Origin of the sequence: Collinsella tanakaei (assembly GCF_030373545.1) — a bacterium.
Taxonomy (GTDB): domain Bacteria; phylum Actinomycetota; class Coriobacteriia; order Coriobacteriales; family Coriobacteriaceae; genus Collinsella; species Collinsella tanakaei_C.
In genome coordinates this window covers 80845-92290 of the sequence record NZ_JAUDCO010000008.1, presented here as the reverse complement: position 1 = coordinate 92290, position 11446 = coordinate 80845, and the positions used below count along the sequence as shown (strand labels likewise).

The following is an 11446-nucleotide window of genomic DNA, read 5'->3' as shown; positions in this document are numbered from 1 at the left end:
TCGCCGGCTCCGTCATTTGTTTATACCCCCCTGGTCCCTACCACCCCTGGTGGTTGATGGGGTTGGAAGGAACACGTCCCCAACCAACCCATGGGCATGCGTCTACGCGGGCATCTCGCATCGAAGCACTCACTTCGCGGCGTCAGTCTTCAGCAGTGTGGCGAAACGGTCCCCAATAGGGCAAAACTGCCTGTCCGTTAGCTCCTGCCTGCGCGACGGGGCCAGCGCGCAGGGTCGAGCGCCGCGGCGAGCTCATCTGCGGTGCAGGAGCACGCCCCGTCGCCGCCGTAGCGCGCGAGGCATACGGCGCGCATGATGAGGCCGATCTCCTCGGCGTGCTCAGGCGCGCAGGCCATGGCGGCGCGCGCGATGTCCTCCTCGGTGGCGGCTGCGTCCCATCTGGCACCGAGCCGACGCGCCCGGGTTCGCACTTCTGCCCATGCCGCCTCGGCGGCGCGGCGCGGATCCGCCTCGGCTCGGGCGATCGCGCGCATGCGCGCGGCGTGCGCCGCATGGCGTATGGCGAACGGTGCGGCGACGAGCAGGATCACGGCTCCGACGGGGACGGCGACGGGCAGCAGGCGGTCGTTCACGAAACGTGCGGCGGCATCGAGCCAGCCGGTATCCGCGGTGCCCGGAGCCGCGCTTGCCTGGCTGCCGGGGCCATCGGCGCGCTTCCCGTCTTCGCCGTCTACCTGCTCCTGCTCGTTTTCCTGTTCGGTATCGACCTGCTCGCGCGGATCGTCCGGCGCCTCGTCCGGCTCGTCGGCAGAGTCGGCCGCCCGTCCCGTGCCCGATGCCTGCGCGGGCGTCACATCGAGGGGGAGCCATCCCACGCCGTCGAGGTACGCCTCGGTCCAGGCATGCAGATCGCGATTGGTCACCAGGTAGGAGCCGTCCGATGCCCGGGCGTCGCGCGCCCGATAGCCCAGTACGAGGCGCGCAGGGACTCCGAGTGCGCGGCTGAGCACGGTCATAGCTGAGGCGTAGTGCAGGCAGTAACCGCGTCCGCTCTCCAGGAAATCCTCGACGACCTGCATATTGTCACGCCCGTCGCCATCGGGGGCATCGAGGTCGTACGCAAACCGCTCGTCGGAAAAGTAGTCCAGCAAAAACGCGAGGGCGGCGCGCTCATCCGCAAGGGTTTCGCAGGTTTCGGCCACGCCCTGCTCGTGCGCTTGGTCGATGACGGCTTGGACGCCTGTCGGGAGGTGGTCGGGAAGCGCCAGGCAGCGCTCATGCGCGCTGGTGTCCGCAGCGTCGGCGAGCTCGTCGAAGCGCTGCGCGAGGGCGCGGGCGTTGAGGCTCAGGGCGTCGTCGAGCTCAGCGGTGCTGCCGATCGGCTCCACGTACGCCGCCGTTGCCGTATACAGCTGACCGCGGTAGGTGGACGAGTCCGTGCCGCTCACCGTGCCCGCTTCGTTCCAGGTCCAATCTCCCGTCGGCTCGGTGCCGTCGGTGCGCGTCGCGAGCGCTCCGATAGGCAACGGCACGAAGCGCGACGTGAGGCCGTCTACGCTGATCGTCGCTTCGACGCGGCGGGCCGTGCCCGCGCTGCCCCAGTCGCCGTCCTCCACCGCTGCCTCAAGGGGCGTGGGCTGCGGGTTGTCGCCCGGAAGCGCGGGATCGGCTGCCGATGTCCCACCGAACAACGCGCCCAGGTTCCAGGAGCCCGCGCTTGCGTCTGAGGTGGAGAGCAGCCACGTGTCGCCGGATAGGTTGTCGAGCACGGCGAGCTTCAGGTAGAGGGGGCCGTTCGAATCGGTCCAGTACGTGAGCGCGGTCGTCGTCTGGGGACGGATCAGGTCGCGCTTGAGATCCATCACGGGACTCACCGACGATGCGGACAGGACGTTGGATTGCAGTCCGAAGTCGATCGGAATCGCCTGGGACGCGACGGTCGCGCGCGGTGCGAGCGCGCAGGCGCACCATGAGATGGCGATGCAGGCGATGAGCGTGGGCACGCGCCGGGCGAGCGAGCGGACGGTGCGCCGGGCGGGCGCGGGACGGTCCGTGCGCGCGTCGTGTCCGCTGCGTTCCACCGGACCGATGCCAAGCGCGAGCAGCGCCAGGCCGCACGCCACGGCCGCCGCGACCTCAAGCGCGTGCCCCGGCGTCCCGAGGAAGCAGAAGCACGTGGCAGACAGGGCGAGCGGCAGGCAGGCGAGCAGGGCGCGAGCGCGCCGGGAGGCCATGAGCCCTATGAGGAGCACGGCGAGCGGGGCGGCCGCGATCGCGAGGGCGGCGTCCGATACCGCGCTCACGTTCACGGGCACCCACTGGCCAACGTACAGCTCCTCGATGCCGCGGATGAGGACGGGCACGACCCAGCCCAGACCGCCCCCTTGGGCATCGATGCCGAGTGGCGCCAGGCTGGCACGCGGGACGAGGACGTCGATGCCGGTCTGCGCATGGAGCAGGGACGCCGCTGCGGCGATGCAGGCGATAACGATGAGCGCGCCCGCGCCCACGAGCGCCGCGGCGCGTCCGATGCCCCGGCGGAGTCCGGGGATCCAGCGCGCAACCGTCGCCGCCGTCGCGGCCGCAGTAAGGGCGCCGGCGCCGACGATCTGCCAGGACGACGGTTCGATAAGCGCGGTCGCGTCGCGCACGGTGAGCGCGATTAGGATCAGACAGCATATCCAGGACAGGACATCGCTTGCGCCGTCGGGGCGTGGAAGCGCAGGCGTTTTCGTCCACAGATTGCCGCGCGCCGCGGTCTGCTCGGTAGCATCGCGCCGTCCGGGGGCGTCAAGGCGGTGCTGCGCGCGCCCCGCGACGAGGACCGTCAGGGCGCGCCCCTCGGGCAGTTCGCGCAGGGCGCATGCGAGCGGCGTATCGGATGCGCCGGCCACAAGCACGATCGGCGCGGCTTCGGCGCGTCCGCCCAGGCGGGCCTGGCGGGCGATGGCCGCCGCCCGCTTTCGAGCGCCGTGCGCCTCGGCCCCATCTGAGGGCTCCGTCTGCAGGGAGGCGATCAGGCGCATGGCCTCCTGCTCGTCTGCGGCGCAGGTGATCCCGTCGCAGACCCGCACCGCTCCGCGCGCGCCGCGCAGACTCGAGATGCGCGCGAAGGCGTCGGCGGCCTCCTCGGCGATCGCATCGATATCGCCGGGTGTCGCCGCATCGATGGCGATGAGGGGGAGGACGCGCTCGGTCCGCTCGTGTTCAAACGACATGAGCGTGCCGTGGTGTGCCGTTGCCTTCCAGGATACGGCGCGCAACGGGTCGCCCTGCTCGTAGGGGCGCACGAGCGCCGAGGAGCGCTCGCGCTGCGCCGTGAGGGCAAAGGGGGACCGGCGCGCCAGGAGGTCTTGGAGCGCACGGCTCGGCTGCGTGCGCGCCTTGGGCGGCACCCAGAGCTCCCTGCGCCTCGTCAGCGTTCGGCGTGCTATCCAGAAACCGAAGACGTCGCGGCAGGTGATCACCGTCTCGAGGGAGCGGTACAGGCCTCGCTCGCGCGGCGGCTGGTCGCCCTCGAGCGTGCGCACGGCTCTGCCGTGCTGGTCGACCTGTTCCCAGATGGTCGCGTCTCCGATTGCCGGTGCCGCGATGAGCTTGAGTGCGGCGCCGGTGAGACGGCGGATCGGGCTCCCGTCCGTTGCCTCCGCGCTGCCGATTGGCGCAGGTGTCCTTCCCGCCGCGACCCGCCCGGCAAGCACGCTGATGAGTGCCGCTGCAAGCGCAAGGGCGCAGGCAAGCGAGCCCGCCACGAGGGCCTCCGAGGCCGTCTGCGAACCGAGCAGCAGACACGCGGCACCCACGACGAGCACGACGAGGGCGCGCGGCGTCGGGCGAAGGGGGACAAGGCGCCGATGCGTGCGCCGTCCGCCAGCCCCCTTGGCGCGCCGCCGCGCGGTGGCGGGCTTCGCTTCGCGCTGGGTTGTCCCGTTCGGCGCGCTTCGGGCGCGCGTGGCCGCCATGGTCCCTCGCTATCGCGCCTTGGGGGCGGGCACGCCGGAGATGATGCGCTCGAGTTCGCGCTGCTGCGCTGCAAGGCCTGCTGCCTGCACCGAGGGGTCGGCAAAGACGATGCGATGGGAGAGCACGGCGGGCGCCATGGCGCGGATGTCCCCGGGGAACACCGCATCGCGGCCGTCGAGCATCGCGCGGACGCGGCTCATCGCGAGCAGGGCGAGCCCGGCGCGCGGCGATGCCCCCAGGCGCGCGAGCGGGCTCGTGCGCGTGGCTGCGAGAACCGCCACGGCGTACGCCGCGACGCGGGGGTCGACGTGCACCCGTGCCGCCGTGCGCGTGACGGCGGCGAGCTCGCCTGCGCTGCAGACGGGTTTGAGCTTTGCAAGCGGATCTTTGCCGCTCGGGGCCATGAGCATGCGCGCCTCGGCGCGCGCATCGGGATATCCCAGGCTGATGCGGCACATGAAGCGGTCGAGCTGGGCTTCGGGGAGCGGGTAGGTCCCCTCCATCTCGACGGGGTTCTGCGTGGCGATGACCGTAAACGGCTGTGGTAGGTCGTAGGTCACGCCGTCCACGGTGACGCGGCGCTCCTCCATCGCCTCGAGCAGCGCCGACTGGGTCTTCGGGTTGGCGCGGTTGATCTCGTCGGCCAGCACGATCTGCGCGAACAGGGGACCGCGGTAGAACGTGAACCCCTTCGCCTGCGGATCGAAGACCGAGACGCCCGTGATGTCGGAGGGGAGCATGTCGGGGGTGAACTGGATGCGCGCGGTGGTTCCCTGGACCGCGCGGGCCAGCGCGCGGGCGAGTGTGGTCTTGCCGATGCCCGGCACGTCCTCAAGCAGCAGGTGACCGCCTGCTGCGAGCGTCATGACAGCGAGCTCGATCGCCTCGCGGCCACACGAGAGCGTGCGGTCGAGGGCGTCGACGATGGCGAGGGTGACCGTTCGGGCGGTGCGTGCAGATTCGGCCATGGCTGCTCCTTCACGCGGTGCGTGCTCCATCCAACGAAAGCATAGCGCGATTATGTGGTGCGCGCATGACGGGAAGGCCGAAGGGGGCAGACGGGAGCGGAACGGGCGGGTCGCATCGTCCCATGCCGGGGACAGATGTGGCGATACCCCGTAAGGGCGTCCGGCGCGGTTGCCCTGCGCGGGGCGCGCGCTAGACTGGTGCCGACAGATGGCGGACAGAAAGGTACCCACCATGGCCGATCACAGCGAGACCGACGCCTGCGCGGCGCGCGGACTCATCGAGTTCATCAAGCAGAGCCCCAGCATGTTCCATACGGTCGCGGCCATTCGGGCGCGGCTCGAGGCCGCGGGCTTCACCTACCTGCCCGAGGGGGCGCCGTGGTTCATGGAGCCGGGCGGCGACTACTACACGCAGCGCAACGGCTCGAGTGTGATCGCCTGGCACGTCGGCAGCGACCTGCCACAGGAGGGGTTCCATTTCCAGATCGCGGCGTCGCATGCCGATTCGCCGACGTTCAAGCTGAAGGCCGTCTCCGAGCTCGAGGGCCCCGCTTCGTACCTGCGCCTGGACACCGAGGCGTACGGCAGCATGATCGACTACACGTGGTTCGACCGTCCGCTGTCGCTTGCCGGCCGCGTCATGGTGCGCAACGGTTCGCGCGTGGAGAGCCATCTGCTCGCACTCGACCGTGACGTCGCCCTCATCCCGAGCCTCGCCATCCATATGGACCGCAGCGTGAACGACCGCTTCTCGCCCAATCGCGCCGTGGACCTGCGCCCGCTGTTCTCCGCCGGGGAGCTGACGCGCGGCGCCGTCGATGCCCTCGTCGCCGAAGAGCTGGGCGTGGAGCCCGAGCAGATCCTCGCTCGCGACCTGTTTTTGGTCAACCGTCAGGAGCCGCGCATCTGGGGAGCCGCCGACGAGTTCGTGTCAGCGCCCAAGCTCGACGATCTCATGTGCGCCTACACCGCGCTCGAGGCGTTCTTGGCGCTCGACAACGAGCGCGACGTCTCGGTGTACGTCTGCTTCGATAACGAGGAGGTCGGGTCGCACACCAAGCAGGGCGCGGCATCGACGCTGCTGCGCGACACGCTCGAGCGCATCAACGCCCGCATCGGCCGCACGCCCGAGAGCCTCGTGCGCGCACTCGCCTCGTCGATGCTCGTGAGCTGCGATAACGCTCATGCCATTCACCCCAACCATCCCGAGATGGCCGACGAGGCCAACGACCCGCGCCTGAACCGCGGCATCGTGATCAAGGAGGCGGCCAACCAGCACTACTGCACCGACGCCTTCTCGCGCGCGGTGTTCTCGGCGCTGCTCGACAATGCGGGCCTGCCGCACCAGACCTTCGCCAACCGCAGCGACATGGCCGGCGGCTCCACGCTCGGCAACATCTCCAACGCGCACGTGAGCATGCACGCCATCGACGTGGGCTGCCCGCAGCTGGCCATGCACTCGAGCTACGAGACGGCCGGCGCCCGCGACGTACAGCTCGTCATCGACGCGCTGACGGCGTATTACAACACCGATATTCAGATCGACGGTGCGGAAGCTGCAGTTATCGCGTAAGTTGATACACGACGTTCGCATGTCGAGAGCCGCGTATCTGTTCGAGATGCTGTTGCTGGCACAAAATGAACGATTACTGACGTGCCCGACCGCTCTCAAGGGTGCTTTGGAGCGCAATCGCGCCTGCTCGCGGCAGTGTGGAGTGGGCGCAACCTTAATCTGATATAACTTCTACATATAAGATGATAAGCGGCGATATCGCATCGCGGTATCGCCGCTTGATTACGCCGTCAGAGACCGTGATCCTGACAGCAATCGTTCATTTTTGGCCACTGCGGCTGCAGCGAGCGATCGTGGGCGGCCGCAAGACGGGCCGCCCGTCTTGCACGGATTCAATCGACGGCATTTCCCCGAATCAGCGCACGAAGTTGGTCCAGGTGCCGGCCTCCTGCTCGGGCAGCTCCACGCCGGCGGCGCGTCCGGCCTCGATGCACTTGAGCAACCAGGCCATGTTGCGGCCGAGCTGGCGCATGGTCCACAGGCCCTCTTCGTCCTGTTCCACCTGCTCGGCGCTGTTGCCGTGGACGTTGTTCCAATAGCGCGAGCTCACGATGGGCATCTGCGAGATGGTAAAGAACTTCTGGATATCGTCGAGGGCGGCGGTGGTTCCCGCGCGGCGTGCGCTCGTCACCGCGGCGGCGGGCTTATGCGCGAACACGTTCGGCTGTCCGGCACGGCCGTTGGAGTAGAACAGGCGATCCATGAAGGCGAGCAGCGACCCTGCGGCATGGGCGTAGTGGACGGGCGCGCCGAACACGAAGCCGTCAGCCTCAGCCGCCTTTGCGCGAAACTCGTTCACGACGTCGCCGAACACGCAGGCGCCTCGGGCGTTGCATCCGCCGCAGGCGACGCAGCCGCCGACCGGCTTGGCGCCGATCCAGAAGATCTCGGCTTCGATGCCGCAGCTCTCCAGTGTGCGGGCGACCTCCTCGAGTGCGCGGTTCGTACAGCCCGCCTTGTGCGGGCTTCCGTTGACCAACATGACCTTCATGCGAATCCCTCCCAGGTAATCTCGTCGGTACTGGCGCTTCGCTCAGTGCTCGACCTCGTTGCGCAGCGGCTCGCCAGCGGCTAGGTGCTGCAGGTTCTCCGCGGCGATGGCGACGATGTTGTCGAGCACCGTGTACAGATGGAACTGTCCGGCAACGTGCGGGGTGATAAACAGGTTGGGCGCATCCCACAGCGGACTGTCGGCAGGCAGGGGCTCAGGTACCGTCACGTCGATGGCGGCGCCGGCAAGCTTGCCCTCCTCGAGCGCGGCGATCAGGTCGTCCTGTACGACGAGGTCGCCGCGGCCGCCGTTGACGAAGTAGGCGCCCTGCTTGCATGCGGCGAAGAACCTCGCGTCCGCCATGCCGCGCGTCGACGCGGAGCTCGGCAGGAACGACACGACGACGTCGGCTGCGGGCAGCAGGTCGAACAGCTCGTCCATCGTGCGCACGGCCTCGAAACCGCGCGGGGGCTCGCCCACATGGCGGCGCAGGCCGGTGACATGCGCCCCCAGGGCCGAGCAGAGCTGTGCGAAGTGCGTTCCGATGTCGCCTGCGCCCAAGATGAGCACGTGCGCGCCGGCAAGCGTGGTGACCGCGCCGCGGTCGGTCCACACGTGGGCGCGCTGGTCGTCGCGGTAGCCGTCCAGGCGCTTCATGAGGGCGAGCAGCATGGCAAACATGTGCTCCGACACAGCCTGGCCATAGGCGCCGACGGCGCAGGTGAGCTTGACCTCGGAGGGGACCGTGCCCACGGGGTTGACATAGTTGTCGTAGCCTGCCGAGTTGAGCTGCAGGAGCTTCAGATTGCGCGCCGCTGGCAGACGGTTGGGCGCCAGGCTGCCGATGATGGCGTCGGCAGCGGCGATCTGCTCGTCGGTCACGTCGGCTTTGGTGGTGTAGGTAAACGTCGCGTCCGGCGCACCCGCCTCGAGGGTCGTGCGCTGTGCGTCGTTGAAGGGCAGAAGGACCAGGACGTTCATGCGGTCTCCGTTCAGGATGGATGCGGATGGATGCCGGCGCGCACCGCGCGCTTTCTGTCAGTATAGCGCCGGGTGTCGCAGTACCGATATGGTCCGCAGGCCAACGCCTGCCGCATGCAACGGTTTGCTCGGTCGGGTTTTACGCAAGAAGCTCAAGGGCGTCGCGCACCATGGTGTCGACGGTCATGCCGTTTTGAGCGAGCAGCTCGTCGGGGTCGTAGCGGTCCGGGAATCCCGCGTGCACGCCGTGGCAGCGGACGCGCACGGGAAGCGGTCCCATGAAGCGTGCGATCTTCTCGCCCCAGCCGCCTTCGAGCACGCCGTCCTCAAGGGTCACGACAAGGCGGTGCGTGCGCGCAAGGTCCTCGAGCAGATCCCGGTCGAGCTCGTTGATGAAGCGGGGATTGATCAGCGTGGCATGGATGCCCGCGCGGCGCTCGAGCTCGTCGGCAAACGCCGCACCGAGGCGAAAGAAATCGCCGAGCGCCAGGATGGCGACGTCGGAGCCCTCGCGAACAACCTGATAGGAGGGCTGGGAGTAGTCCGTCGCGACGGCGCAGGGGGCGGTGGCGAGCGCGTCGGCGGCGTCCGCACCGACTGCCTCCGCGGCGGCGACGGGCACGCGGATCGCGACGGGCATGTCATGCTGGTCAAGTGACCAGTCGAGCATGGCCAGGTACTCGTCGGCGCAGGTGGGGGCAAGGTAGCGCAGGCCGGGCATGTCGCCGAGCATGGCGATGTCGAAGTAGCCCAGATGCGTCTGGTCGGTGTTGCCGCATACGGACGAGCCGTATACCAAGACGGTGGCGGGCGCGGCGTTCAGGCACAGGTCGTGCCACAGCTCGTCGTAAGCGCGTTGGAGGAACGTTCCATACAGGCCGAGCACCGGTTTGGCGCCCGCCGCCGCGAGCGCGGTCGCATAGGTGACCGCATGCTCCTCGGCGATGCCCACGTCCACGAACTGAGAACCCGCCGCGTCGCGACGCTCGGGCGTGAAGCCCATGATGTAGGGCGTGGCGGCGTTGATGGCGACAAGGGAGCGGTCGCGCTCCATGCGCGGCATGAGGTGCGTGGCCGTGAGCTCGGCGTAGTCGATGGCGACGGCGCCGTGTGCGCCGGCCTTCGCGCCGGTCTGGACATCGAAGGGACCCACGTGGTGCCATGCCTCGGGGTCGTGCTCGGCGGGAGCGAAGCCCAGGCCCTTGACGGTATGCACATGAAGCACGACCGGGTGGTCGCAGCCGCGCAGCTCGTCGAGGACATCCACGAGCGCGAACACGTCGTTGCCCTGCTCGAGATAGCGGTAATCGAGCCCGAGGGCGCGGAAGTAATTGTTCGGGGCGCTGCCCTGCGAGGCGCGCAGCTCGGCGAGGTTGCGGTAGAGCCCGCCGTGGTTCTCGGCGATGGACTGGTCGTTGTCGTTGACGACGATGATCAAGCCGCCCTCGAGTTCCGCAGCGTTGTTGAGTCCCTCGAAGGCAAGGCCGCCCGACAGCGACCCGTCGCCGATGACCGCGACGACGTCGTAGGCGTCGCCCGCAAAATCGCGCGCGTGCGCGAGGCCTACGCCCAGGCTGATAGAGGTTGACGTGTGCCCCATGGCGAACAGGTCGTGCTCGGACTCGACCGGGTTGGAAAAGCCCGAGACCTCGTTGTAATGCGCCGGATCGATGAAGGAGAACGCGCGGCCGGTCAGGGCCTTGTGCGCGTAGATCTGATGGGACACGTCGAAGACGATTTTGTCGCGGGGGGAGTCGAAGACCCGGTGCAGGGCGACAGTGAGCTCGATGGCACCGAGGTTGGGGGCGACATGGCCGCCGACCGCGGCCGATGAGGTGATCACCGCTTGGCGGATCTCATCGCACAGCTGGGGAAGCGCGCTGCGGTCGAGCGACTTGATGTCGGCCGGCGATGTGATATGCGAAAGATACATCGTGCGCGTCCCCCTTCCCGCAGCATTCGTATGGCTGTGCGCCGCGTGCGCACGGTCAGTCAATCAAGTGTCTCACACTTTTTCGCGCGATGTGCGTCGTCTGTGTGAGTGTCAAGACGTCGTCGGCGGCCGGAGCGTGCGTCCGGTGCCGTCCACCGGCGCAAAGCGAACGGCTGCGCCCCTCGTGTTGATTACGTGAGCGTGCGATGCCGCACGCCTGCCTGTCGGAGGTGGGCATGCGGTCGTGTCAGCGATCATCCGCAGGCCAACTGGGCGAGCTTGATGAGGGCGATGAGGATGGAGCCCGAGGCGACGATGGTTTTGAGCAGGCCGGCGTTGATGCGGTGGGCGTTGGCGGCACCCACGAGAACGCCTGCGCCATGGGCGATGAGCGCCGCGGGGAGAAGCCCCCACACTTCAGATCCGATCGAGCCGCCGGCAAAGTAGCCGACGGCGGCGGGTATGCCGACGGCGACCGAGTCGAGAAGGGCCATAGCGACCGCCTGGCGCGCGGGGATGCCGAGCAGCATGAGCACGGGCACCACGAGTACCGGCCCGCCGGCTCCCGACGCCGCGCACACGACGGCGGTGATAAGGCCGATGGCGAACAGGACGAGCGACGAGGGCTGACGGAAATCGCGGACGCCGTCTGCGTCGGCGGATCCGGGCCGGCGCGCATCGCTCCGCATGCGGACGAGCACCGACGCCCCGCTGCCGAGCACGACCAGATACAGGATGACCGTGAGGACCGCGGGCGGCAGGATAAGGCCCACCCGCGTGCCCGCCACCGCGCCGATCAGGCTGCCTGCGAGCAGACTGGCGCTGGCGCGCAGCGGCAGGTCCCCGGTCTTGCGGTAGGCGGGGCACCCCAGGATGCCCGAGACGATGAACGCCGCGAACGAAAGCACGAGGGCCTCGATGGGCGAAAGCCACATGAAGCCGGTGTAGAACATCGGCAGCAAAAAGCCGGCGATGCCGGTCAGCCCGATGCAGGCGCCGACAAGCGCGTTCATGATGATGACGAGAAGCAGGGTCATAAGCCTCTTTCTGGGTTGGTGGGGGGGTTGGTTGGGGAC

7 protein-coding genes are annotated in these 11446 nt (G+C 68.6%); 1 reads left to right on the top strand and 6 read right to left on the bottom strand.

Going from position 1 to position 11446, the window contains the following annotated elements:
* Positions 1-197: 197 nt before the first annotated feature.
* Both QUW00_RS07805 and QUW00_RS07800 read right to left on the bottom strand, forming a co-directional pair.
* On the bottom strand, positions 198-3923 hold the full coding sequence (locus QUW00_RS07805) for a transglutaminaseTgpA domain-containing protein (RefSeq protein WP_289613822.1): 3726 nt from the start codon (positions 3921-3923) through the stop codon (positions 198-200).
* Positions 3924-3932: 9 nt separating this feature from the next.
* On the bottom strand, positions 3933-4892 hold the full coding sequence (locus QUW00_RS07800) for an AAA family ATPase (RefSeq protein ID WP_289613821.1): 960 nt from the start codon (positions 4890-4892) through the stop codon (positions 3933-3935).
* A gap of 232 nt (positions 4893-5124) precedes the next feature.
* Here QUW00_RS07800 and QUW00_RS07795 point away from each other — a divergent pair, with 232 nt between their 5' ends.
* Positions 5125-6465, top strand: coding sequence for a M18 family aminopeptidase (locus tag QUW00_RS07795; protein ID WP_289613820.1), 1341 nt, complete (start codon positions 5125-5127; stop codon positions 6463-6465).
* A 355-nt stretch (positions 6466-6820) separates the two neighbouring features.
* On the opposite strand, the gene QUW00_RS07790 is transcribed toward QUW00_RS07795, so the two are convergent.
* From QUW00_RS07790 to QUW00_RS07775, 4 genes are all read right to left on the bottom strand, one after another.
* A complete protein-coding gene (locus QUW00_RS07790) occupies positions 6821-7456 on the bottom strand; it encodes a flavodoxin family protein (RefSeq protein WP_289613819.1) in 636 nt (211 codons plus the stop codon).
* A gap of 42 nt (positions 7457-7498) precedes the next feature.
* A complete protein-coding gene (locus tag QUW00_RS07785) occupies positions 7499-8437 on the bottom strand; it encodes a D-2-hydroxyacid dehydrogenase (RefSeq protein WP_289613818.1) in 939 nt (312 codons plus the stop codon).
* 139 nt (positions 8438-8576) lie between these two features.
* Positions 8577-10370: a 1-deoxy-D-xylulose-5-phosphate synthase gene (locus tag QUW00_RS07780; RefSeq protein WP_289613817.1), complete on the bottom strand. Its 1794-nt coding sequence runs from the start codon at positions 10368-10370 to the stop codon at positions 8577-8579.
* Positions 10371-10624: 254 nt separating this feature from the next.
* A complete protein-coding gene (locus QUW00_RS07775; RefSeq protein ID WP_289613816.1) occupies positions 10625-11407 on the bottom strand; it encodes a sulfite exporter TauE/SafE family protein in 783 nt (260 codons plus the stop codon).
* Between the last annotated feature and the right edge of the window lie 39 nt (positions 11408-11446).

Coding starts and splice junctions, on each gene's coding strand:
- QUW00_RS07805 (WP_289613822.1), bottom strand. CDS start 3,923: ATGGCGGCCACGCGCGCCCGAAGCGCGCCGAACGGGACAACCCAGCGC.
- QUW00_RS07800 (WP_289613821.1), bottom strand. CDS start 4,892: ATGGCCGAATCTGCACGCACCGCCCGAACGGTCACCCTCGCCATCGTC.
- QUW00_RS07795 (WP_289613820.1), top strand. CDS start 5,125: ATGGCCGATCACAGCGAGACCGACGCCTGCGCGGCGCGCGGACTCATC.
- QUW00_RS07790 (WP_289613819.1), bottom strand. CDS start 7,456: ATGAAGGTCATGTTGGTCAACGGAAGCCCGCACAAGGCGGGCTGTACG.
- QUW00_RS07785 (WP_289613818.1), bottom strand. CDS start 8,437: ATGAACGTCCTGGTCCTTCTGCCCTTCAACGACGCACAGCGCACGACC.
- QUW00_RS07780 (WP_289613817.1), bottom strand. CDS start 10,370: ATGTATCTTTCGCATATCACATCGCCGGCCGACATCAAGTCGCTCGAC.
- QUW00_RS07775 (WP_289613816.1), bottom strand. CDS start 11,407: ATGACCCTGCTTCTCGTCATCATCATGAACGCGCTTGTCGGCGCCTGC.